Here is a 23,431-nt window from a genome sequence, read left to right as displayed (position 1 = left end):
CCGCAGCAGGGTCATCCCGCCGCTACCGTGGTCGACTTTCTCACCGCCATTCTCAAAGAGGCGGGCAAGAGAATTATAAGCCCGTCAGAGCTGGCGAACGCGCCACGTGGCGGCGACCTCTGCAGGTGAGATTTCTGAAGAGAGGCTGCAAGAAACCCTGGGCCGGATCATTTGTTTAAGAATGTTTCCACGATTTCCCTTAATGCGTCCCAATCGGTGAATTCCCGAGTTCCTTCCCTTGGATCGATTTTTTGATCCTGTAAGACAACATGCTGAACGATCTCTTCTTCAAAATACCCATAATTTTCAGGCCGCACAGCGCCCGCGACCAAGGCTGTTTCGTCAGGTTCAAAATGCGTACGCATCAGCATTTCGGTGAGATAGTCCAAGGCGTCCTCGCGGCCTCTTGCAAAAGCAGCCTTAAGACTAACTGAAAGCATGAGCGATTTCCGGGACACAAGCGCATCTCTTTGCGTTTCAACAAATGCTTCGAATAGTTTGGGGTGCCGACGTTCATGAACAGGGGCCAAAAGGATGACCATGCCCACACCTGCCAGCGACACGTGACGTATCTGGTCTCCGGTGTTGATCAGCTTTGTTTCGTAGCCGGATTCTCTTGCGACATCGTTGATAAAACGAGCAATTTTGGCCGTCTGACCTTCAACGGTACCGTAGGCAATAAGTACTGTCATTCCGATCCTCCCGCAAATCGGTCCGAAAAGCGCACCAACAATGCCGTAACCGTTCGCTTCAGCCCTTGATCTCAATCAAAAGTGCCTGTCTTGCCAAGTTATTTTGGCAAAGGTGCGGTAAAGTTTGACCGGCTCATGCGGTTCTGGAAAGCGCGACAGTTATCGCCAGCCTAAATCCAGTCCGTATGGTCATTGCACCGACGGTCCGCCGTTCAAACGGCGTTCCACTAAGAGCCACTAATATCAGAACAGCGAACACCAATAGTTTAGGTAGTCCAATCACCCAGGCAATTCGATGAGCCCCGTAAGAGGACTTATAGAGCGCGAATGCGCCCAACAGATAGACGAACCCAGCCAGAAAATTGAGCCAAAGCACGAACGGAACTGCATCTCCAACTGCTGCTTTAGCGGCGGCTCCCCCAAACAGGGCCGTTCCACCGGAGAATATGGTCAGGAGACCGAAGAAAGCCGCGGCTATTGCAGCTGGGCGAATCCAATGCGTAGAGGAAGGCATCGTAGTTATGCTCAGAAGTTTGATGGGGTGTCGTGTCGCAAGCACCCTAAACCCCCAATCCAATGTCAGCTTGGAATATCAATGCGGACATGCCGGGGTGTGGAATTACCCAACAAAATTTTGAGAACCAACAGGATTAACTAGCCCCAGCCGAACATTCGATTGCTAGTCGACCTGAAATGATAACGTGGCTCCGATTCACCACAATTTCTCATCAGCTCAGCTATTCTTGCATCCCCGCGCGGCGCAGTGCCTCAAAATAACGTTTACCACCATCTGAGCCCCCATAGTCTACGTTGCTACGCCATTTCGAGATCGTTTCATTCGGTTCCAATTGCAGCATTTGGTCCAAGGCAACAGATGCTTTTTCAGGCTCACCCAGCATTGCGTACGCTGCTGCTCGCGCGCTGTGCAGTGCCGGGTAATCATGTGAATAGCGTAAACCGGCCTCTGCATATCGGATCGCATCCCGGTCTCGACCAAGCATGACGCAGGAGGTGGCAGCACCTCCGGAGGCGCCTACGAAAACAGCGCCGTACCTACCAACTCGAAGAGCTGTCTGAAAACAACTGAGCGCCATTTCCGGGAACCCGGCCCAATTATAGCCCCAACCCATGAATAAATGCAGACGTGCGTCCAGCGGCGCTCTTTGCTGGATCTGCTCAAGGGCAACTGACAATCGATCCGCGTTCCCGTCTTCATTGTAGTCAGCCACGGCAACACTGAGATCAAGCGTTGGATTCTGCCCTGCCAAACGCCTCCCGGCTTCGATCCAATCCGGCAATTTCTCATAGTAGGGCGCAAGTTCGGTACGAAGATCATATGTTCGGGCGCCATTCATCGTCCAAATGGCCTCGGCGTATGCAGCTGCGAGGTTTGGTTTGGCTTCAATTGCCCGCGCGTGATAGGACATCGTTTCTTTATAGCTATCGGTTCCAGCGCCAGCCCAAGTAATCATTCCCATCAAGACACACTGTTCGGCGGTTAATTCTTGTACAGGCAAGTCGGAAAGTTTGGCAGTTTCGCATTGAATCAAAACACCACTTACTGCGTCCAACAGTTTTTCGACAATCTCATCCTGCCAATCGAATATTTCTTCAATCGATCCATCGAATTTCTGCATCCAGATTTCTGACCCGGCAGGGTCGAACAAGCGAGCTTCCAGTCGCATTCGTAGGTCGTGTCCACGCAACACACAGAGAAGCGCGTAGCCTTCGGCTGGGTCAATCGAGGAAATCGCGGAATTCAACCAGTTGATGGTTCGAAAATATGATCCGCAGTCAGAAGTTAGCGCCGCTGCCATGTCTTGCAGCTCAATGCGGGGATCGCTGCATGTGACAGGACAAATGGAGAGCCGCGGCAAATTCGTTTCTGCGAAAGAAGGGCTGTTTTCAGATACTATTTGGCGCTGCCTCCGATGAACCCAGACTTCGAATTTACGTTTTATGTTCCTGAGTTCCTTTGTTCCGACAGCCTCAAAGGCAGCTATCAAAGGGCGATCAAGGTTCAAATGAACAGGCTCGGAAATGGCAATGCCACCGGGCGGCGCAATGCTTTCAAGCCTCGCAGCAATGTTCACTCCATCGCCAAATATATCGTCAGCTTTCTCTGTAATGTCACCTACATGAACGCCGATACGCAGTTTCAAGACCGATTGTTCGGACAGGTGTTCCTGTATCTGAACCGCAGCAGTTACGGCTTGTGCCGCACTGTCGAACCGCGCCAACCAACCGTCGCCCATGCTTTTGACGATCCGACCTGTCTGGCCCGTAATTGCCGGCGCTATGATGTCGCTTTCCAGATGGTCAAGCATCATTATTGTGGCTTGTTCGTCTTCGTGCATTAGCATCGAGAAGCCAACGATATCGGCGACCAGTATCGCCGCCAGCTTTCGAGTTATGTGGTGATCTGTATCCGACATTGATCTAATTGTAGATGAAGGACCTCACGACACCAACTTGGTTGGAACCCATGTTTCCTCAGAGCTCAAAACCCGAATGAGTATTGCTGCCGTGAATTACTCGGAGACATTTTTCTGACTTCCGCGAGAACGAAGAGCAGATCCGAAATCGGCTCAAAGCAGTTATAGAGAACTCAATTTACTCGAAGCGTTTTGATGACTGCTGCGGTTTCCTGCTTTCCGAAACCTGCATCTTGTGCTCGCTTGACCCAATCGCGCATCAAAGCGGGAAATTCGCTGTTGATGCCCGTTGAAACCGCATGGTCGTACAACCCAGCAACTGCCTCCGCGGCCACGTCTACCGAAGCGCCACCTTTGGATATTTGGTCGAATGAACCGGCGTGAATGGTTTCTGTCAGCGGAATGGCTCTGTCTCCCGGTGGCAAGATGGAAGTGAATTCCGAAACGGGCACGCCTTCAGCTTCGCAGGCCAGCGCGCCGTGAATTGACCCGAACATGATGCCAAGCAGGCGCGACAGAAATGCAAGTTCCAATGTTGCGGCCGAACGGACATTTGAACCCAGATGGCGCACATCACCGGCGAGAATATTCAGGTCGGTTTCACAATCCACAAAAGCGGCTTTATCTCCCGCGACCGCGATCCTGCCTGAGGGTGTTCCGATATTTCCGGGCCAACACATGATGGTTCCGTCGAGGTAACCAGCACCCCAATTATTGAATTGTGTTTTACTGTCCTCGGATTCCTGCGGTGATGATGTACCAAGCTGAACAATATTTCGTCCGGAAACGGCATTGGAAACTTGCGGTGTGTTAAACAATGTATTCGTTGTTGAGTAGTTAAGCAGGCAAATGACTGTTCTCGGGCTAGCGGAAATTGCATCACTCAAGTCAGAGGCTCCATGAGCGCTGCGCTCCACCAAAGGCTTCATTTTATCAGGCGATCTGTTCCAGACGGTCACTTCCTTTCCAGCGTCCAGCAGTGCGGCCGCTAGTGCAGTGCCCATCGCTCCCAAGCCTACAACGGTTATATCACTCGTCATCACATAGTCCCCCAAATGCCATCCGCGAATTATTCCCAATCCAATGAACGATAACACGGATTACAATTGATCCGTTTTGAATTGGTAACTTCGCTTCGACTTTAACTCCTTACAAAGAGCCTTAGGAGACCCGCGCGCGCCGTGTGTCTCACTTGGATCATCGGACAGGGCAGGGGCTATTCGCGCTGCCTCGGCCAATGCGCGCGAATTTGTGAAGAACATGCAATGGTCATTGCCCTGCTCCTTCCAATGATGCGGCGTTTTGGGTTGCAACCTTTGTCGAATGATAATACCCGGGAGCCAGGGAATGTGCTCCGGTGTTTGCTTCAATACCCTTTGCGATGCGATTGGCGCTGACACCGGCCGCGTGAAAGAAGCCCTGAAACAGAAGGCCATACCCTGTGAACCAAAGCCCGGGATTTCTGGGGTCTTCTTCACCCATGGGGTGCAGTGGATAGCCTTTGATGTCCAATACGCGCATGTGCCCGAATAGCCCGTCTAGATCTGCGCGGTATCCGGTCGCACATATCACCACCTCAGGGTAGATTTTTTGGCCATCGGCCAGCTCAACAGCATTAGGGGTAAAGCCCACCGTTTCGCGCACGGCCGCAAAACGCCATGCCTTCAAAGCAGCGACAAACCCGTCATCCAAGGCAAAGGTCACACCATCTTTCAGCATCCGTGATCCACCGCCCATTGCATGACGGCGAAGACCATAGCGGCGCAGGTTCCCAAAGAAGGAATGCTGCATAACCGAAAAGATCGGGTCGAGTGACCATTTCGGAAAGCGTGAGAACAGGTTGGCCAGGCGTTGCAGTGAGAACCCGAAAACCCGCGATGGCAAGATCGACGGCCCGTGTCTGACCGAAACCCAAACCTGAGCCGGGTTGCTTCGAGACAAATGGTTCAGCACATCTGTCCCTGAATTGCCTGCCCCGATGACAAGAACTTTCTTCCCGTCATAGTCGCTTGGGTCGCCGAAGTCCGCGGCGTGTATGATGCTGCCGCCAAACTCATCCATACCCGGCCAAACGGGCATGTCTGGCACGTTCTCTCGCCCGGTCGCGACAATGAGATGTTCGCAGAAATAGTCGCCGTTGTTGGTCTCGATCTTCCAGATGTCGTCTACGCGGTGCACCGATAGCACGCGGGTCTCGAAATGGATGTCGGCGTCTAACTGACGTGCATATTCGCTCAGGTAGTCCACAACGGCATCTCGGGGCAAAAAGGTGTCAGGGTTGCGCGGCTCATGATGGCCGGGCAGCCGGGCAAAATGGCGATGGATATTCAGTCTTAATCTTGGATGTCGCGCTCGCCACGGGTCAGCCACTCGGTCGGATGCCTCCAGAATGGTGACCGGGATGTTCCGGGCACGCAGTTCAGTTGCCGCGGCCAAGCCAGAAAGGCCGGCCCCGATGACAATGGCGGTGGTTGAATGGGGAACATTCATAAGAGAACTCCAAAATCTATGCACTTAATGGCGGGCGAGGAAGTATGCATTGAGTTGGTCATGGGGCAGGTGATGGGTCTCGACCTGCCCGAAACCTGCGTTGGCAAGATATTCCTGGGCAGTCTCGACGCCCCACATGGCTCCAAGCCCCGGCCCACCCTGACCAATCGAAACCGGTGTGCAGTGCATCAGTGAGATGGAATAAAGTAGGGGCGCAAACGGGTTCTGGATATTGGTTTCCAGATCCTTCGAGCCGCCTATGTCTTGCATAAGGAACAAACCATCTTCGGCGAGCGAGCGATAAACAAGGTTCAGTAATCCCTGCGGGTCTTTCTGATCATGGACCGCATCAAACGCCGTGATCAGATCGAAACTTCCCAGTGAGGTCACATTTGACAGGTCCTGCGCGCGGAATGTCAGGTTCGTCAGACCCATGCGCGCAGCTGCGACCTGTGTCTCGGTAAAAGCATCTTCACACAGATCGATCCCAACAAAACGACTTGCAGGGAAGGCTTGGGCCAGTTCCATCATCGCGCGTCCTGCACCGCAACCTACGTCCAGAACATCGATGCCCCGCTCAAGACACTCTATCAATCCCGGTTCTACAGGGAGGATGTGTTCGATCAGGGCCGATACAACAAGTTGGGCGCTGTCTTCTGCCATGACTTCGTGAAAGCGGCAGTAGTCATGGTAGCGGGTGCCTTTCCCATCGCGAAACCGCGCAACCATGTCTTCCTCGACTGAGGCCATGACACCAATAAACTGGCAGGTCACGGCCATGTTGTCTGGATTCGCTGCACGGGTAAGTAGCGCCGCATGTTCCGGTGGGAATGTATAGGTTTCAGTTTCTGGGTCGTATTCGACAACGCCCGAGGTCACCATCACGGCCAGCCATTCGCGAACGTAACGTTCAGACAAACCGGCCTTATCGGCAAGGGTCGCTGAGGTCACGTTGGGCATGCCCGCAAACACATCAAAAAGGTCGGTGCGGTGGCCAATCGACGTCATCAACGCGAGTGCTGCGCCGTTCAGGGTGCCGACCATTTTTTCGCCGAAGCGCTCTGCCTTGGCTTCATCAAAGGTGACGGGTGTTTGATCCTTCATGGATTTCTCCGATGCTTTTGGATTTCGCTTCGTCCGTATCTGCATCGGTATTGCCGTAAGGTTGCGAGTCGTGATATGCCGACAATAGACCAAACCGGTGAATATCGGACATCCAATGCCAGCACACAGAACCCCTTGTCGCACAGCAGTGGTGACCTTGCCCTGCGTCGGAACATCGACCGCCTACAGCATTTTGGATGCGCTCGCCTCGGTTGGCCGTGATTGGGAAATGCTGCATGGGGTTCAACCCAAAAGGCAGGTTTTCGCCGCTAAGTTGCTGTCGGTCGATGGGCTGCCCTACATAGATATCAACGGGAGACAAATCACGCCGGACGGTGCTTTGAACGACGTAGTTCAGCCAGACCTTGTGATCGTTCCGGATTTGCACCTTGCGCCTGACGCTCCGTTGCCGGAGGAATTTGGTGCCGTGGTCCAATGGCTTGTGAAAACGCATTCCGACGGTGCAATCGTTACGTCTGTCTGTTCCGGTGCGCTTTTGCTGGCGTCGGCGAGCTTGCTCGATGGTCTAGATGCCACCAGCCATTGGAGCTTTTGCGATGTCATCGCCCGGAATTTCCCAAACGTACGTGTGCGGCGTGAGCGTATCCTCGTACCTGCGGGTGATGGTCATCGGATTGTGACCGCAGGTGGCGCATCGGCATGGGGTGATCTGGTTCTGTATCTGGTCGGTCGTATTGCTGGCCAGGACGAAGCCCGGCGTCTTGCCAGGATTTATTTACTGCAACCTCACAATGAAGGGCAGTTGCACTACGCCTCTCTGACTGCGGGGGCACAGCACGAGGATGCGTTGGTAGCAGAAGCACAGGTTTGGGCGGCGGACAACTATGCCCTTCCGGCCCCAGTTGCCACGATGGCCGCTCGCAGTGGACTAACCGAGCGCAGCCTGTTGCGGAGGTTTCGCAAAGCCACCGGCCAAACGCCAGTTGAGTACATTCAGACGCTCAGGGTCGAAGAGGCCAAGCAGATGCTGGAAACAACGGATATGCCTATCGACGACATAGCCGCCGAAGTTGGATACACAGAGCCATCAAGTTTTCGAAATGCATTTCGGAGATATGTCGGTATGCCGGCATCAGCCTACCGCAAGAAACGTTTGTCTCTGATCTCAATTGCGCAGGAAAGCTAACGTCTCCGCTGGGGGCTTTGGACGGATGTGTCGCAAACTTTTAGAACGGCCAGCGCCAGCGACCTACCGGACACACCTATCCTGCGATCTCGGCAAACAGCCGAAAGCCCGTCGTGGTAGTGTTGGGGAATTGCTGCTTTCGGATCATGTTGGCGACCTCAATGCCGTCCAGAGTAGCCGAGGCGGATCTGAACGATTTGAACCCACACATGTGCCGTATGCGACGCTTGATGAACCTATGATCCTGCTCGATCAGGTTGTTCAAATACTTGGACCTGACCGTTTGGATTTTGGTTGAGCAGCCAAACCGATTAAGGATTTTGTTCACTTCTCGAATGCCCGCCGCATTAGCTCCACTTTTGTCGATAACGATCTTTTCTGGAATTCCACTAGAAGACAGCGCTTTGGCAAAGAAACTAGCGCTGCTGGACGGTTCCTCCGCTCAGACAGCATGAAATCAAGGGTATTTCCAGCTTTGTCGACGGCCCGATAAAGGTACATCCATTTGCCGCGAACACGAACGTATGTCTCGTCCATGCGCCAGGAACTCAGCGTTGGTCGCTTCTTCGATTGCGCGTTCACGGCGATCATCGGTGAATACTTAACAACCCACCTATTGAGAGTGGCGCGGTCCACCTGCACGCCTCGCTCAGCCATGATTTCTTCCAAATCCCGATACGACACTGTGTACCGCAGATAGAAAAACACAGCGTACAAAACTGCGTCTTTGGGGAAGTGACAGCCTTTCAAGGAGATCATGCTTAAACCTGTTCGAAAACTATTCGGCGGGAACAAACGCCAGATCCGGCGTGCCCGTCAATCGGGCATCGAAGTTTGCGAAACATCCAAAAAATGTCTGCCCGCCTGGCGCATCTGAGCTGATCCTTCCGCTTGCGTCAAAAGAGTGGCGCGATTGCCTGTTGGCAAAATTTAATTATGAATTCATTATTCAGTCAACGGTGAAGTAAAGCTTTGAACTGGGCTTACAGGGAAGGGAAGGCGAACCTGATGCTAGATAAAGGATCGTTGCACCGCCGACTTTTGTCTGAGGTCCAAGGCGAGGTGATGGCCGATCCGGCATCACGTGCACGGTATTCGACCGACGCTTCGATCTATCAGATGATACCGGACACTGTGGTAATTCCCCAATCCACAGAAGATATACAGGCCGTGATGTCTGTTGCGCGCGACGAAGGATGTTCGGTTCTTCCTCGCGGTGGCGGCACATCGCAATGTGGACAAACGGTCAATCAAGGTGTGGTCCTAGACAACACTAAGCACTTGAACCGTATTTTTGACGTGGACGTTGAGAACCGTATCGCCCGCGTTCAGCCCGGTGTTGTCCTGGATCAATTGAACCAAGCGTTGAAACAATATGGTCTATGGTTTCCCGTCGATCCCTCGACCGCGTCTCGCTGCACGCTTGGAGGAATGGCGGCCAACAACTCTTCGGGTGGAAAGTCCCTGCGGTATGGCATCATGCGAGATAACGTCCGCGCAATAAATGCAATCCTGATCGACGGCACGGAAGCACGGTTCAGCGCTGATACGCCGGTATCTGGCAACTACGCGGACCTTGTTGGTGACATGCGCGCTCTTGGGCGTCGCGTGGCTACTGAAATTGACGCCCGTTTTCCCAAAGTCCAGCGCCGTGTGGGCGGGTATAATATCGACGCTCTCGTAGGCAACGATGTTAACATGTCCCATTTGCTGGTGGGGTCCGAGGGCACGCTGGCCTATTTCACGGAATTGGAGCTGAACCTTGCTCAATTGCCGGGGGAAAAAGTAATCGGCGTGTGCCATTTCCCGACATTCCGCGCCGCAATGGAGGCTACCCAGCACCTTGTGACACTCAAACCGCAGGCGGTTGAGTTAATAGACGACACCATGATCGCATTGGGGCGCGAGATCCCATTGTTCCGAGACACGATTGAGGCGTTTGTAGAAGGCAATCCCCAAGCCCTGTTACTGGTAGAATTCGCCGAGGGCTGCACCGAGGCCAACGCCGCCAAACTGGTCGAGCTTTCGCAACTGATGGGAGATCTCGGATTTGCTTTCAGCGGGGTGGAAGACCGGTGGGGCGGCGTTGTTTCTGTTACGGACAACTCTTTGCAGAGTGCTATCGCCGGGTACCGAAAATCCGGTTTGAATGTCATGATGTCGATGAAGGATGCAGGCAAACCGATCTCTTTTGTCGAAGATTGCGCTGTTCCGCTGCCCGACCTCGCCGATTACACCGCTGGCCTCACCGAAATATTTGCCCGACATGGCACAAAGGGAACATGGTATGCGCATGCCTCGGTAGGGTGTCTTCATGTGCGTCCTGTACTGAACATGCGGCAGGACAAAGACGTCCGGACAATGAGGGCGATCGCCGAAGAAACATTTGATCTGGTCAAAAGATTTAAAGGATCTCATTCAGGCGAACACGGTGATGGGATCGTGCGATCAGAGTTTCATGAAATGATGTTCGGCCAGCGTATCGTTTCCGCGTTTGAAGAGGTAAAGGTCCGGTTTGATCCCAACGGGCTAATGAACCCCGGCAAGATTGTGCACGCGCGTGCTATGGATGATCGCCGCCTATTCAGATATGGCCCAGAATACTCGGTTCCTGAATTCGAAACGGCGTTGGACTGGTCCGCTTGGCCAGGTGCCGGAGGAGGGTTTCAGGGTGCCGTCGAGATGTGCAACAACAACGGTGCGTGCCGCAAGCTGAAGGGCGGCGTTATGTGCCCTTCTTTCCGTGCTACCAGAAACGAGCGTGATGCTACCCGGGGGCGGGCAAACACGTTGCGGTTTGCCATCAGCGGGCAGGTACCGGGTGGTTTAACGTCAGATGAAATGATGGACACGATGAAATACTGCGTATCGTGTAAAGCTTGCGCTCGTGAATGTCCGACGGGTGTCGACATGGCACGAATGAAGATCGAAGTACTGTCAGCGAAGCGTAAAAGAGACGGACTGACATTGGCAGACAAATTAGTCGCCTATTTGCCTCGATATGCGCCAAAAGCTGCAAAAGTTGCTTGGCTTATGAATGCCCGGAACAAAATTGACCCCTTGCGCAAACTACTGGAAAATCCGATTGGAATTTCGTCGCGACGTGACCTGCCAGTGTGGTCTTCTGACCCGTTCAGTGACGCCGAGGCTCAGGATGCTGATCCGCAGGTTTTACTCTTTGCAGATGTCTTCAACCGGTATTTCGAGCCTGACAATCTACGCGCCGCGGTCCGGGTTCTGCGTGCGCTGGGGCTTCGGGTTGCCGTAGCACGGGATGAATATACTGGAAAGCCGCTAGATTGCGGGCGCACTCTTTTGGCTGTGGGTTGCGTGGAAGAAGCGCGTAACGAGGCACAGCGTGTGATTGACGCGACTCGAGAGGCGGTCGCAAAAGGAGTGCCGGTTGTCGGGCTTGAACCGTCCTCGATTCTTACTTTCCGGGATGAATATTTAGGTCTTTGCCCGGGGCCGGAAGCAGAGTGGTTGTCGAACGCCACTCATACCTTTGAGGAATTCTTGGTCAGCCAGCCGGATTTGACTATGAAGCCGTTGGATCGTCCGATCCATGTGCATGGACACTGCCACCAGAAAGCCCACAATGCGGTCACACCTATGCTTAACCTCCTGAAGCGTATTCCCGAGGCAGAGGTTCACTTGATTGAAAGCGGTTGTTGCGGCATGGCCGGAGCATTCGGATATGCGCCCGACACCATCGATATCTCGCTCAAGATGGCAAGCCTCGACTTGTTTCCAGCTTTGGAGGCGGCGTCTTCGAATGCAATCATCGTGGCAGATGGAACTTCATGCCGCCACCAAATCGCCGAAGGTACGCAGCGCCAAGCAATGCACGTCGCGCGCCTGCTGGATATGGTCCTTGAAAATTAGGATGTGGATATGAATCTGACGGATAGCATTAAGCGCACGACCTTGCATGAAGAGCTGGTCGAACGGTTGCGTAATCTAGTTGTCGAAGATGTCCTGAAGCCGGGAGAAAAAGTGCCCGAGAAACAACTCTGCGACTCGTTGGGGGTCTCAAGGACACCACTGCGAGAAGCCCTAAAGGTGCTTGCATCAGAAGGCTTTGTGGTACTTCAAGCCAACCGGGGAGCTCGCGTCGCAAGTGTCACGCTAGAGGAATTGGAGAATACGTTTCCAGTGCTTGCAGCGCTTGAGCAACTGGCGGGAGAGTTGTCGTGTCAAAGGATGAACTCTGCGGAAATTAAACAGATCGAACATCGCCACGCCGATATGCTGAAAACCTATAAGTCACGTGATCGACAGGCCTATTTTAATGCCAATCAGGACATTCATCAGGCACTGATACGTGGCGCGCGAAACGACATCCTTGAAGGCCACCACAAATTGTTGGCCGGGCGGGTCCGCCGCGCACGGTTTATGGCCAATTTGTCGGACGAACGGTGGGCGCAGGCAATTGACGAACATGAAGCGATGATGGAGTTGCTTAAGGCTCGCGATGCAGATGGGCTTGGCAAAACCATGAAGCTTCACATGATGAACAAACTTTCGGCCCTTGTGAAAGCGCTTGAGGCCGAGGACTGTCTGACGTCAGCGCCAATGGGACAGTTTAGGTTGATTTGATAAGAGAGGGTTTCTGGCTCATCGTAACCGCCAAGGAGTGGAGATGAGAAAGAAATCCGGAACTAAGCAGAGCCACGGTGAGAAGGTCGTAAAGGACATTCGCCGTGCGACCCGCAAACAGTATTCCGCAGAAGAGAAGATCAGGATCGTGCTGGACGGCCTAAAAGGCGAGGACAGCATTGCAGAGCTCTGCCGTCGTGAGGGCATCGCGCAGAGCCTGTATTACAGCTGGTCCAAAGAATTCCTGGAAGCCGGCAAGAAACGTCTGGCCGGCGACACGGCCCGTGCGGCAACTTCCACCGAAGTGAAGGATCTGAGACGGGAAGCCCGTGATCTAAAGGAAGTTGTTGCCGAACAAGCCTTGGAACTGCGTTTGCTCAAAAAAGCATGATCGCGGATGGGGACGACGAGGAATGAGATACCCTGCATCCGAGAAGCTTGAGATCATCCGACTGGTGGAGGGATCGCACCTTCCAACCAGACACACGCTGAACAAACTGGGCATCCCGAAGACAACCTTCTATCGCTGGTACGACCGATATCTCGTCGGTGGCCCCGAGGCGCTTGAGGATCGCTGCCCCACACCGTCACGGGTCTGGAACCGCATTCCCACGCCAGTGCGCGAGAAGATCAAGGATCTGGCCCTGAAGGAAAGTGAGCTTTCCCCGCGTGAGTTGGCTGTTCGCTTCACCGACACAGAAAAGTACTTTGTGTCAGAGGCTTCGGTCTATCGCATCCTCAAGTCCTACGATCTGATCACCAGCCCGGCTTATGTGGTTCTGTCCGCTGCGGATGAGTTTCAAGACAAGACGACACGACCGAACCAGCTCTGGCAGACCGACTTTACCTATCTGAAAGTGATCGGTTGGGGCTGGTTCTATCTCAGTACGATCCTGGACGACTACAGCCGATACATCATTGCCTGGAAGCTTTGTACGACGATGAAGACTGAGGATGTGACAGACACGCTGGACCTGGCGCTACAGGCGTCGGGCTGTGATCAGGCAACCGTGCTGCACAAACCGCGTCTGCTCAGCGACAACGGGTCCAGCTACATTTCCGGAGAGTTGGCCGATTGGCTGGAAGATCAGCAAATGGATCACGTGCGTGGCGCGCCATATCATCCGCAAACCCAAGGCAAGATCGAGCGCTGGCATCAGACCCTCAAGAACCGCATCCTGTTGGAAAACTACTATCTGCCTGGCGATCTCACGCAGCAGATCGACGCCTTCGTCGAGCATTACAATCACCGTCGCTACCACGAGAGCCTGCAAAACCTCACGCCCGCTGACGTCTACTTCGGACGAGGCCAGACCATTCTGAGACAACGAGAAAGGATCAAACGAAAGACAATCGAAACGCGGCGCTTGCTTCACCGCAAATCCGCCGCATAATCACGCGAACCGGATGAGCCAGATCCTCTCTTAGGTCAGACTGCCAACTGGCCCAAAACTCCTGACGACGGACAGCCGAGGACGAGTCGCTTTGCTGACTTCTATTCCAAAGCGCTTACCAACTTTTCTCGGATCGGCCGCTATTCAATGTTGAGACTGGGAAATGGGGGTGTCAGCCCACAGTCCAGGGCAAGTTTGTTGAGGTCTCGACAAAGAGCGGGGTTAAGCCTTACGCCGTCTTCGCGACAGGCCTTAGCTGCGGCCGTTTTTCCGTCTCCGGGCAAGCGTACTGGGTCATGACCGGGCAGTGGGGCTGATGTGCGCATTTCGGAAAAGATGCGGGCTGCATTCGAAGCAAAGTCTTTTTCCATTCCAAAGGCCGCCGGATCAAGCGCCATTACGAATTGCCCTGTGTTTGTGGATGATGTCGTGTCTGAGGTGAAGTTGACCACGTCAGAGCCGAATGCAGCGCCGTTCAGGACCCCGGCCATCAATCCGATGGCCACGGAAAGACCGAAACCTTTCGGACCGCCGATCGGTAAAAGAAACCCTTCTGACTTGCGGGCAGGGTCTGTCAACGGATTGCCATCGCGCCCGACCATCCAACCCTCGGGCATAGGCTTGCCTTGCAGTAACAGGGTCTTGATCTTGCCCATCGCGGCGACTGTCGTCGCCATATCAAACACAAACGGGTCAGGCCCTTCGACAGGGGCAGAAAAAGCGATGGGATTGGTGCCAAGAAGCAAGTTGCTTCCACCGTAGGGCGGGACGTGGTTTGCACTGCCCACTGCCGCGGCCATGCCAAGCAACCCAGCCTCGGCTTGCGGACGCACATAAAGTGCGAGTGGTCCTGCATGGTTGCCGCGCCGAACACCGACCCATCCGATGCCGGCCTCTCTCGCCTTTTCTATTGCAAGATCTCGCGCCGCCGACATAGCCAAATGGCCAAGACCGTCATCTCCGTCGATCAAAGCGGTTGCGACAGTCTCATGTTCTACAGTGACTTTTGCCGTAGGATTAGAGCCGCCGCCCGCCAACCGGGCAAGGTACTGGCGCAGGCGAAAGACACCGTGCGTGCCGTAGCCATAAATGTCGGCCTCAACCATCGTCGAGGCTACCTGAACAGCGTCCGCTTTTGGCACACCTCGAGTTTCGAGCGCGCTCGCCACAAATTCACGTAAGGTCTGGCAGTTTATTTTCACAGGCTCAGAAGTCATCTCTGCCAACCTGCTCTTTATGCCAGAACACCAGTTTACGCTGTGTCCAAACCACTGTTGCAAAAACGGCCAGGCCGACGAGGCTGAGATACAGGATCAACGAGAAAACGCGCGGAGTATTGAGCTGCGATGCTGCCACACGAATCAACTCACCAAATCCCTTCCCGCCGCCCAGGAACTCTCCTGTAATCGCACCCGCCATAACGCCGACTGCCCCGATCTTGAGGCCGGTGAATATCTGCGGCAACCCGGTCGGCAGCTTCATCTTGATCAATGTCTGCATCCGGCTTGCACCCATAGTCTTGAACAACATGCGCGCGTTTTCGTCGGCGGCGTGAAGCCCAGCCGCGGTTCCAACTACGATGGGAAACGTTGCGATAAAGGCCGCAAGTGCGACCTTGGATTCAATACCGAATCCCAGCCAAGCCACAAATAGAGGAGCGAACGCGACTTTTGGCATCGTATCGATAGATACCAAATAGGGCATCACGGCCTTCTCGCCAAAGGCCGTTTCGCCAACCAAAACGCCCAGAGAAAACCCGATCGCGATTGCCAGCGCAAAACCATAGATGACCTCTTTTATGGTGATCCACAGTGCCCCAAGCATGTAGCCGCCGGTCAAAAGGTTTTGCCCAACGAATATCATATCTTTGAGGGTCTCCATCGGCGTCGGCAGAATGATCGGAGAAACCAGCTTTAGGCTGGTCACAATTTGCCATGTTCCGACGAATACCACGAAGACAAAGGTCATCGCCAGCCAGCGAGGAACCGAGTCGATAAAGTGAACTTTCTGCTCCCATACAGTGTCTTCTGAGGGGGCAGCGTCTTTTACGGAAGGTGAGTAATTCTGAACTTCGCTCACATTTCTTCTCCCTTATCCAGGAGGCTGCGAATGTAGTCTACGATAGTGCCGAATTTTGGTGTCGTCATCATATCGAGCGTGCGTGGGCGTGGCAGGTCGACTTTAACAATTTCGGCAATCCGGCCCGGGCGCGGCTTCAAAACGACAATTTCGTCAGACAAAATAACAGCTTCCTGAATGGAGTGCGTTACAAGAAATGCAGTCGCATCCTGTTCCCGGCAAATCCGCTGCAATTCCATGTTCATCATGTCGCGCGACAACTCATCGAGCGCGCTGAACGGTTCGTCCATCAAAAGCACGGCTGGTTCCGTGATCAGCATACGGCAGATCGAGGCGCGTTGTGCCATACCGCCTGACAATTCGTTCGGATAAACGTTTTCAAATCCTTGCAAACCCACGATGTCCAAAAGTTCATGAGCTTTGCCCATAGCTTTTTTGGCCGCTGCTTTGCCGTCGCGAATCTCGATCGGCAAGACGATGTTTTCCACCGCTGTTTTCCACGGGAATAGTGTTGCCTGCTGGAACATCATGCCAATGTCCCGGCGGGTCCCCGTCACTGGTTGCCCCTGAAGGATCACACGCCCTTTGGTGGGAGGGATCAGACCCGCCATGATCTTGAGCAGAGTTGACTTTCCGCACCCGCTGGACCCGATGACAGATGTGAAGCTTCCTTTCCGAAGCGTCAGGTTAATGTCCTCAAGAGCGACCACAAGATTGCGCGCATAGGTCTTGCTTACATGGGTCAATTCGTAAACCGGCGTGCCTAAGGGCGCGCCGGAAAACTCATGTGTGACTACAGCGTTCATTTGCTGGCGGCCTCGTTGCCAATGGCGGCAAATTCATTGGTCCAGGCGGCGCTTAAGTCATCCAGAGGACCAGGGATTTCGCCCCCTGCAACAAGTGCGTCTTGCCATTCCTGCCAAACTTCAGCGGGATACCACCCCAGACCATTGCTTGGATCCGCTGCTATGGTTTTCGATCGTACGGCATCAAATAGCGCTGACTGGAACTCCTTGTCTTCGCCTTCCTGAGGATTGCCGTCCGCCAGATGCTTCAGCACAGCTTCGCGGTTGGCATCATCGAGTGCAAAGGCATGACCGCGTGCAAATGCGCGGCTCCAGGCTTCGACCAAATCGCGGTCGTTGGCGATTGTGTCGGCCATTGTGGCAATACCGTTACCGAAGAAACGCCCGAATTCCGCAGGCGTGATATCACGCACTGCCATTCCGCGCTGGTTCAGAATCGCCGTATCAGCGGTAGAAGCGGAATACGCATCGATTTCACCATTCAGGAAAGCCGCCGTCGCAGGGCCACCGTCGCCGACGGTCAGGAAGGTGAAATCCTCACCCTCTTTCATACCCGCTCCGGTCATCACGTTGCGTGCAAAGCCCACTTCAGCGCCATCGGCAGTACCTGTCCCGATGACTTTGCCCCGTAACTCTTCAACGTTTTGGATGTCAGAGTCTTCAGGCACGGCGATGCCGAAATTGCTGCGTGCTGCGACGTTGTAAATGTGTACGGCATCCACATCGCGCGACCGTGCGGCAATCAAGGGGCCAGGTCCGGGGCGACCGAAATGCGCCTGTCCGGCTGACAATGCCTGCAGCACGGCTCCCGATCCGTTGATCGCCTCGACGGTCACATCCAAACCTTCATCCGCGAAGTAACCTTCTCCAATGGCGACAAAAACCGGAAATGAATTGATTGCCGAAGGGCTTGGCTGCACGAAGGTAATTTTACGCAAGTCCTGCGCAAAACCCATTGTTCCTAGTGCGCCTGCTACCGGAACTGCCGAAAGCAAGGACGCTGTGAAAGTCCTTCTGTTCATCATTGTTGTCTTCCTCCCTTGCATGATTGGCAACCCGCAGATTCAGCTATGCAGGAGCCATTTACACGGCGTGCACGGTATTCTTGAGCGCGCCAATTTCTGAAATTTCACAAACCACGATGTCCCCGTCCTTCAGAAACTGTGGTGGGTCCATTGCGTATCCGACACCGGACGGCGTGCCAGTCGCGATTACATCACCTGGTTCCAGGGTCAGGCCTTCTGATAAGGATGCGACCAGTGTTGGAATGTCGAAGATCATGTCCGACGTGGTTCCGTTTTGGCGCTGTTCGCCGTTGACCGTTAAGCCAATTGTTAAAGAGTGCGGATCGCCGATTGCATCAGCTGTCACTATGCACGGACCTAATGGGCATGACCCATCCAACCCTTTGCCCTTAAAATATTGACCACCATGGCGGCGCTGTATGTCACGGGCAGTGACGTCGTTTAGGATTGTATAGCCGAAAATGTGGTCGTATGCGTCCGCTTTAGCTATGTTGCGCCCAGGTTTTCCGATCACAATTGCCAGTTCGACCTCATAGTCGACAGCCTGCGAGACCGTTGGAAAAATCAGAATGTCCGCCTCGGGTGCCACGATGGACGTCGGCGGCTTTGTGAAAAACACCGGATGCTCAGTCACTCCAACTTTTTGTTTTTGTGCCCGATCACCCTCGGCGATGTGCTCAGCGTAGTTGCGCCCAACGCAGAACACGTTTTTACGCGGAGCAGGAATAGGAGCCAAAAATGGCGCATCAGCTGGAGCCAAAGCGTCTTTTAATTCGCCGGCTTCAGCCGATGAAACGAGGTTTTTCAAAACCCCAAGCGTCGCTTGTCCGCCTGCAATCAGCTGCTGCATTGAACTGGCGTCCAACGCTTCGCCACGCAATTGAGCTGCGCGCAAAACGTCCAACCTGCTGCCATCGATAAGTATTGCCACGCAAACGGCGTGACCCTCTACGGAAACAGTTGCTAACCGCACTCGGCACTCCTCCCTCGTGCTGATGTCAAGCTTTGGTCGCTGACTTGGTCTTGCGACTCGTTTCTAGCTTTTCTCTTACCCTTGAGTTTTTTCCGACTTGGCGTTTCAATCAATCAACCAATCACCGAATTGGGTGGGGATATGAGTGAACCAACAGAACTCGTGCAACGTGTACGCGACCTGATTAACAGCGCCGGATTCCGGCATAATGACAGGCTCCCGCCTGAACGCGAACTGTGTTCAAAGCTTGGAACAACCCGCAATCAATTGCGAAGAGCATTGGCAGAGCTAGAGGCGCAGGGGCTTATCTGGCGCCATGTAGGTCGGGGAACTTTCGTCGGCTCCCGGCCAGTTCTTAACCTCACCGACGTTACCTATTTGGGCGATCAAATAAAACCTGAACAAGTCGTGACGGTACGATTTACGATCGAACCGCAGCTTAGCCGCCTGGCAGCGCTTCACTCAACTCGTTCAGATCGTGAGCAAATGAGGCTATGCGCGGATAAATGTCGAACCGCTAAGGATTGGCGCACTTACGAAGCTTGGGACAACAACTTGCACTACGCTATTGCCCGCTCTACTCGTAACCAGCTCTTTTTGTACTTTTTTGAGACTTTGAATTCGGTTCGCAGATCTATTGTTTGGGGGCAGCCACGCGATACCCTAAAGCCTGCGGAGGATTATTCCAGTTTTCGTGAGCATGATGTGATCGTGTCTGCCATAGCAAGGGGCGACTGTGAGCTTGCGGCCAGTGCAATGGTGGATCACCTGAAATCGGTTTATTCGCGTGTACTGCCTGCGAGCATCCGGCCCGACGACTGAAGCAGCACCAATGCCCAACCAATTCGGGAAATGGTCGAGGCCGATTGAAGCCATGGGTCTTGCAAAACAGCGCAAGTTTTAGCGATGACTTGGTAAGCGGCCATGTCTGAACATATCTGGCGTGGCATTGATCGGAAGGTGTCTGAACGTTTGGAATTCCGATCTTTTGCAATCAAACGCTCAGGAGGAAAGCGATGTCCGATCATGTCATTCCCGCGCCACACGTGCATGCAATACCCGTAGCGGGGGGCGGCTCATTCCCTGTCCGTCGCGTTTACTGCATTGGGCGAAACTACGCGGCGCACGCAATTGAAATGGGCCATGACCCGAACCGGGAACCCCCGTTTTTCTTTCAAAAGAACCCAAATAATCTGGATCCTTCAGGGGAGTTTCCTTATCCCTCGCACAGTTCCGATGTGCATCACGAAGCTGAAATGTATGTCGCGCTCAAGTCTGGCGGCACGAATATTTCGGTGGACGATGCATTGGATCATGTCTTTGGGTACGGTCTTTCGCTTGATATGACCCGCCGCGACCTGCAAGGGCAGATGAAAAAAATGGGTCGCCCGTGGGAAATTGGCAAGGCGTTTGAGCGCTCTGCACCATGTGGACCAACTCACAGGGTGTCAGAAGTCGGGCATCTCGACAAAGGAGCAATTACTCTGACGGTGAATGGTGAAATTCGGCAAGAAGGCGACTTGAACCAGATGATCTGGAAAGTCTCTGAGATGATCTCTTACTTGAGCGATTACTTTGAACTTGCTGCCGGAGACGTCATCCTTTCGGGAACACCTTCGGGCGTTGGCCCTGTCAACCGCGGCGATGTTATGGTTCTGGCGGTCGACAAACTGGGTAGCCTAACCGTCAACGTAACTTAGCAAGCACCACCAAACCCTCTCCGCGAGTTAGGCCAATGCTTTAGTGAACGGATTCCGGATGCCCCATTTAGTCGCTGAATTAATTGCACCCCATTCTGGCCCTGCAAATGCCATCGGAGCCCCAGGTCGATCTTGGCTGGACTACCGTGGGCTCCGCGAGTTTTGCGCAAAGGTTAAAAAGGATCTCCATCAAATCGGAGTAGGTCGCGGCGACCGGGTGGCAATTGTGTTGCCCAACGGCCCAGAGATGGCGACGGCATTCATTTCCGTCGCCCAAGTGGCTACGACGGCACCTCTGAACCCGGCGTACACCTACGAAGAGTACCTTTTTTATCTCAAGGACCTGAAGGCCAAGGCCCTTCTTGTAAACGAAAACGAAGATGGTCCCGCAGTACAAGCGGCACAGGACCTTGGCATCGCTATTTTGAGGGCGTCTCACGAAAGCTTCCACAAGGCCGGACAGTTTTCCATTTTGTCCTGCGACCCTGTTGGAGTTGCTGATACGTCCGCGCCGGGGGAAGATGATGTTGCCCTTATACTACACACGTCAGGAACAACGTCGCGCCCTAAGATCGTCCCTCTGACTCAGGCTAATATCTACGCATCCGCGCGAAATGTGGCTTCGTCATTGAAACTGACAATCGACGATCGTTGTCTGAGTATTATGCCGCTGTTTCATATCCATGGGCTGATCGCGGCTGTCGCCGCTTCTTTAAGCGCTGGATCTCAAATTAGCTGCGCCCATGGTTTCAACGCTCTCAGCTTTTTTTCACAGGTCGCTGAAGTCGATCCAACTTGGTACACGGCAGTTCCGACGATGCACCAAGCTATTCTCGCCCGTGCTGCGCGAAACCAATCGATCATCGAGCAGTCGCGATTGCGCTTCCTTCGGTCTTCTTCCGCCTCATTGCCTGGCCCGGTAATGGAAGAATTGGTGGCAACATTTAAAGCGCCCGTCATCGAAGCCTACGGCATGACCGAGGCCGCACATCAAATGTGTTGCAACCCGCTTCCTCCGCAGATGCAAAAGCCCGGATCCGTTGGAATAGCCGCAGGCCCCGAAGTCAGAATTGCAGACGAGACGGAAAATGTACTGATGGCTTCCCGGGAGGTCGGTGAAATCGTAATCAGTGGTCCGAACGTGACACCGGGATACGAGAGTAACCCGCAGGCAAATGCAGACAACTTCTTTGAAGTGGAAGGAAAAACTTGGTTTCGCACCGGTGACCAAGGGTCATTCGACGAAGAGAACTATCTTCAACTGACCGGGCGCCTTAAGGAGCTTATCAATCGAGGTGGTGAGAAAATCAGCCCGCTTGAAGTGGACGCCATTCTATTGAGTCATCCGGACGTTGCTCAGGCAGTTTGTTTCGCTGTGCCCCACGAAAAACTGGGCGAAGATATCGCCGCGGCGGTCGTACTAGCAGAAGGTGCTTCTATCGCGGGTCAGGAAGTTAGGGATTTTGTCGGTTCTCGGCTCGCTAAATTCAAAGTGCCAAGTTCAGTTGTTATCCTCGATGAGATTCCGAAGGGTGCAACGGGTAAAATACAAAGAATAGGGTTGGCCGCAAAACTGGGGCTGGCGGAGGCATAGACACATGAAAATTTGTATCTTTGGTGCCGGTGCTATCGGAGGTTACGTTGCCGCGAAGCTCGCGCAGGCGGACGTGGACGTTAGTGTCGTCGCGCGAGGGCCCCATCTGGACGCAATGCAAGAAAAAGGGCTGACTCTATTGGAGGATGGTGAAAATCCAATAAACGTCCCAATTCATGCGTCAGACAGTGCTGCCGATCTCGGCCCGCAAGATTATGTCTTCATCACTCTGAAAGCGCATTCCGTTCCGGCGGTCGTAGACTCAATGCAGCCGTTGATTGGGGAAGATACAACGATTGTAAGTGGAGTGAACGGGGTGCCCTGGTGGTATTTCCACAAGCTGGGCGGCCCCTACGAGGGAACGAGGTTGGCGTCAGTCGATCCGGGTAACGTACAGTGGGGCGGATTTGGACCAGATCGAGTCCTCGGATGTGTCGTCTATCCAGCCGCCGAGGTCATTGCTCCAGGATCAATCAAGCACATCGAAGGCAATCGTTTTTCGTTGGGCGAGCCCGATGGTTCTAAATCAGACCGTGCTGCCAAGCTTTCGGCGGCGCTATCTGCCGCCGGACTGCGTGCGCCCGTAAGACCAAGAATTCGAGACGAAATTTGGCTGAAACTTTGGGGTAACTTGTCGTTCAACCCGATTTCAGCACTTACGCAATCAACACTTGATGTTTTGTGTTTGGACAACGGCACACGCTCAGTGGCACGCGGAATGATGCTTGAGGCTCAGGAAATCGCTGAAAAACTTGGGGTTAGGTTTCCGATTGATGTTGAAAAACGCATTGATGGCGGAGCAGCTGTTGGAGCACACAAGACCTCTATGTGGCAGGACTTGGAGTTGCGTCGACCTATGGAAATTGATGCCTTGGTCACTTCTGTGCAAGAACTGGGGCAACTCACCGGGATCGCTACACCCACAATCGACACCGTAGCATCACTGATAAAACTAAGGGCAAAGGTCTCGGGTCTTTATTGATTTCTTTTGGGGGCTTGCCAGAAGAGATCAGCTTGAGGCAGGTAGAGGAATAAGCTTTGTTGCATAGTTTTGAGCAAGCCAGGCTTCCTCAGCGATCTTACCAAAGTTAGTTGAGGCTTGCGGATTATGTGTGCCACTTTGATCGCGTAAAGCGTTGCCGCAGCTGAAGCGAAGGTTTTGGCCCCCAACATCGGTTGAGTTCATGGTTTGATGAAGCGGTGATCCCGTTCCACGATTTTGCCACCCGACACGATTGATTGTGACACTGTCTAAGTGTCCTCGCGGAATTTGCTCGTGCGGCGAATGACGGCAATGTGGGTTGCGACTGCAGAATGGCGTTACCGTATCGTATGACCTCTGTGGGTGGCTCCTGCATTGCAAGAACTTTTTGGTGATGTTTGCGGGTATTTT

The 23,431-nt window shown here is 53.7% G+C and carries 19 protein-coding genes and 1 pseudogene; 8 read left to right on the top strand and 12 right to left on the bottom strand.

What is annotated here, in order from left to right:
• Positions 1-167: 167 nt before the first annotated feature.
• The 6 genes and pseudogenes from GOX66_RS22990 to GOX66_RS22970 all read right to left on the bottom strand — a co-directional run bounded on the left by GOX66_RS22990 (position 168) and on the right by GOX66_RS22970 (position 6,721).
• Positions 168-692 (bottom strand): flavodoxin domain-containing protein, encoded by a 525-nt coding sequence (locus GOX66_RS22990; RefSeq protein WP_170765847.1) that lies wholly within the window; start codon positions 690-692, stop codon positions 168-170.
• 737 nt (positions 693-1,429) lie between these two features.
• Positions 1,430-2,359, bottom strand: a complete 930-nt coding sequence (locus tag GOX66_RS25915) for a tetratricopeptide repeat protein (protein WP_237212740.1) — start codon at positions 2,357-2,359, stop codon at positions 1,430-1,432.
• 336 nt (positions 2,360-2,695) lie between these two features.
• Positions 2,696-3,049: pseudogene (locus GOX66_RS26390) on the bottom strand (adenylate/guanylate cyclase domain-containing protein); the annotation flags it as partial.
• Between the two features lie 251 nt (positions 3,050-3,300).
• Positions 3,301-4,167 (bottom strand): NAD(P)-binding domain-containing protein, encoded by an 867-nt coding sequence (locus GOX66_RS22980; protein ID WP_170765845.1) that lies wholly within the window; start codon positions 4,165-4,167, stop codon positions 3,301-3,303.
• Between the two features lie 229 nt (positions 4,168-4,396).
• Positions 4,397-5,617 (bottom strand): flavin-containing monooxygenase, encoded by a 1,221-nt coding sequence (locus GOX66_RS22975; protein WP_170765844.1) that lies wholly within the window; start codon positions 5,615-5,617, stop codon positions 4,397-4,399.
• Positions 5,618-5,641: 24 nt separating this feature from the next.
• Complete coding sequence (locus tag GOX66_RS22970) at positions 5,642-6,721, bottom strand: class I SAM-dependent methyltransferase (RefSeq protein WP_170765843.1); 1,080 nt, start codon at positions 6,719-6,721, stop codon at positions 5,642-5,644.
• 115 nt (positions 6,722-6,836) lie between these two features.
• On the opposite strand from GOX66_RS22970, the gene GOX66_RS22965 reads away from it, so the two are divergent.
• Complete coding sequence (locus GOX66_RS22965) at positions 6,837-7,868, top strand: GlxA family transcriptional regulator (protein ID WP_170765842.1); 1,032 nt, start codon at positions 6,837-6,839, stop codon at positions 7,866-7,868.
• 76 nt (positions 7,869-7,944) lie between these two features.
• On the opposite strand, the gene GOX66_RS22960 is transcribed toward GOX66_RS22965, so the two are convergent.
• Positions 7,945-8,627 (bottom strand): IS6 family transposase gene (locus GOX66_RS22960; protein WP_237212742.1). Its coding sequence is split into 2 segments (ribosomal slippage): positions 7,945-8,285 and positions 8,285-8,627, totalling 684 coding nucleotides; the frame shifts between segments, so codons are not numbered across the junction.
• A 249-nt stretch (positions 8,628-8,876) separates the two neighbouring features.
• On the opposite strand from GOX66_RS22960, the gene GOX66_RS22955 reads away from it, so the two are divergent.
• The 3 genes from GOX66_RS22955 to GOX66_RS22945 all read left to right on the top strand — a co-directional run bounded on the left by GOX66_RS22955 (position 8,877) and on the right by GOX66_RS22945 (position 13,861).
• Positions 8,877-11,753 carry an FAD-binding and (Fe-S)-binding domain-containing protein gene (locus tag GOX66_RS22955; RefSeq protein WP_170765841.1) on the top strand — a complete coding sequence of 959 codons (2,877 nt, stop codon included), beginning with the start codon at positions 8,877-8,879 and terminating at the stop codon, positions 11,751-11,753.
• Positions 11,754-11,762: 9 nt separating this feature from the next.
• Positions 11,763-12,467: a GntR family transcriptional regulator gene (locus GOX66_RS22950; protein WP_170765840.1), complete on the top strand. Its 705-nt coding sequence runs from the start codon at positions 11,763-11,765 to the stop codon at positions 12,465-12,467.
• Between the two features lie 43 nt (positions 12,468-12,510).
• Positions 12,511-13,861, top strand: a protein-coding gene (locus tag GOX66_RS22945) for an IS3 family transposase (RefSeq protein ID WP_170765838.1) whose coding sequence is annotated in 2 segments (ribosomal slippage) — positions 12,511-12,848 and positions 12,847-13,861 — 1,353 coding nt in all. Because the reading frame shifts where the segments join, the coding sequence is not laid out codon by codon here.
• Between the two features lie 140 nt (positions 13,862-14,001).
• Here GOX66_RS22945 and GOX66_RS22940 read toward each other — a convergent pair.
• Genes GOX66_RS22940 through GOX66_RS22920 form a run of 5 tightly spaced genes read right to left on the bottom strand, consistent with a single transcriptional unit; the run spans position 14,002 to position 18,744 of the window.
• Positions 14,002-15,078, bottom strand: coding sequence for an Ldh family oxidoreductase (locus GOX66_RS22940; RefSeq protein ID WP_170765836.1), 1,077 nt, complete (start codon positions 15,076-15,078; stop codon positions 14,002-14,004).
• Entirely contained in the window at positions 15,068-15,940 is an 873-nt protein-coding gene (locus tag GOX66_RS22935) for an ABC transporter permease subunit (RefSeq protein ID WP_170765834.1), read from the bottom strand. The genes GOX66_RS22940 and GOX66_RS22935 overlap by 11 nt, the downstream gene beginning before the upstream one ends.
• Entirely contained in the window at positions 15,937-16,746 is an 810-nt protein-coding gene (locus GOX66_RS22930; protein WP_170765832.1) for an ABC transporter ATP-binding protein, read from the bottom strand. The genes GOX66_RS22935 and GOX66_RS22930 overlap by 4 nt, the downstream gene beginning before the upstream one ends.
• Complete coding sequence (locus GOX66_RS22925; protein ID WP_170765830.1) at positions 16,743-17,771, bottom strand: ABC transporter substrate-binding protein; 1,029 nt, start codon at positions 17,769-17,771, stop codon at positions 16,743-16,745. Before GOX66_RS22925 ends, GOX66_RS22930 begins: the two co-directional genes overlap by 4 nt.
• 58 nt (positions 17,772-17,829) lie before the next feature.
• On the bottom strand, positions 17,830-18,744 hold the full coding sequence (locus tag GOX66_RS22920; protein WP_170765829.1) for a fumarylacetoacetate hydrolase family protein: 915 nt from the start codon (positions 18,742-18,744) through the stop codon (positions 17,830-17,832).
• 141 nt (positions 18,745-18,885) lie between these two features.
• Between GOX66_RS22920 and GOX66_RS22915 the strand changes: the two genes are divergently transcribed.
• From GOX66_RS22915 to GOX66_RS22900, 4 genes are all read left to right on the top strand, one after another.
• Positions 18,886-19,566 (top strand): FadR/GntR family transcriptional regulator, encoded by a 681-nt coding sequence (locus GOX66_RS22915; protein WP_170765827.1) that lies wholly within the window; start codon positions 18,886-18,888, stop codon positions 19,564-19,566.
• Positions 19,567-19,760: 194 nt separating this feature from the next.
• Positions 19,761-20,444 (top strand): fumarylacetoacetate hydrolase family protein, encoded by a 684-nt coding sequence (locus GOX66_RS22910; RefSeq protein WP_170765825.1) that lies wholly within the window; start codon positions 19,761-19,763, stop codon positions 20,442-20,444.
• A 58-nt stretch (positions 20,445-20,502) separates the two neighbouring features.
• On the top strand, positions 20,503-22,038 hold the full coding sequence (locus GOX66_RS22905) for an acyl--CoA ligase (RefSeq protein WP_170765822.1): 1,536 nt from the start codon (positions 20,503-20,505) through the stop codon (positions 22,036-22,038).
• Positions 22,039-22,042: 4 nt separating this feature from the next.
• Positions 22,043-23,020, top strand: coding sequence for a 2-dehydropantoate 2-reductase (locus GOX66_RS22900; protein ID WP_170765821.1), 978 nt, complete (start codon positions 22,043-22,045; stop codon positions 23,018-23,020).
• Positions 23,021-23,431: the final 411 nt, after the last annotated feature.

Source organism: Ruegeria lacuscaerulensis, assembly GCF_013031245.1.
GTDB lineage: Bacteria > Pseudomonadota > Alphaproteobacteria > Rhodobacterales > Rhodobacteraceae > Ruegeria > Ruegeria lacuscaerulensis_C.
This window is presented reverse-complemented; position numbering and strand designations above follow the sequence as displayed.

Excerpts from the sequence above, each read along its gene's own strand:
- GOX66_RS22990 (WP_170765847.1), bottom strand. The coding sequence starts at position 692 with ATGACAGTACTTATTGCCTACGGTACCGTTGAAGGTCAGACGGCCAAA.
- GOX66_RS22980 (WP_170765845.1), bottom strand. The coding sequence starts at position 4,167 with ATGACGAGTGATATAACCGTTGTAGGCTTGGGAGCGATGGGCACTGCA.
- GOX66_RS22975 (WP_170765844.1), bottom strand. The coding sequence starts at position 5,617 with ATGAATGTTCCCCATTCAACCACCGCCATTGTCATCGGGGCCGGCCTT.
- GOX66_RS22970 (WP_170765843.1), bottom strand. The coding sequence starts at position 6,721 with ATGAAGGATCAAACACCCGTCACCTTTGATGAAGCCAAGGCAGAGCGC.
- GOX66_RS22965 (WP_170765842.1), top strand. The coding sequence starts at position 6,837 with ATGCCAGCACACAGAACCCCTTGTCGCACAGCAGTGGTGACCTTGCCC.
- GOX66_RS22955 (WP_170765841.1), top strand. The coding sequence starts at position 8,877 with ATGCTAGATAAAGGATCGTTGCACCGCCGACTTTTGTCTGAGGTCCAA.
- GOX66_RS22950 (WP_170765840.1), top strand. The coding sequence starts at position 11,763 with ATGAATCTGACGGATAGCATTAAGCGCACGACCTTGCATGAAGAGCTG.
- GOX66_RS22940 (WP_170765836.1), bottom strand. The coding sequence starts at position 15,078 with ATGACTTCTGAGCCTGTGAAAATAAACTGCCAGACCTTACGTGAATTT.
- GOX66_RS22930 (WP_170765832.1), bottom strand. The coding sequence starts at position 16,746 with ATGAACGCTGTAGTCACACATGAGTTTTCCGGCGCGCCCTTAGGCACG.
- GOX66_RS22925 (WP_170765830.1), bottom strand. The coding sequence starts at position 17,771 with ATGATGAACAGAAGGACTTTCACAGCGTCCTTGCTTTCGGCAGTTCCG.
- GOX66_RS22915 (WP_170765827.1), top strand. The coding sequence starts at position 18,886 with ATGAGTGAACCAACAGAACTCGTGCAACGTGTACGCGACCTGATTAAC.
- GOX66_RS22910 (WP_170765825.1), top strand. The coding sequence starts at position 19,761 with ATGTCCGATCATGTCATTCCCGCGCCACACGTGCATGCAATACCCGTA.
- GOX66_RS22905 (WP_170765822.1), top strand. The coding sequence starts at position 20,503 with ATGCCCCATTTAGTCGCTGAATTAATTGCACCCCATTCTGGCCCTGCA.
- GOX66_RS22900 (WP_170765821.1), top strand. The coding sequence starts at position 22,043 with ATGAAAATTTGTATCTTTGGTGCCGGTGCTATCGGAGGTTACGTTGCC.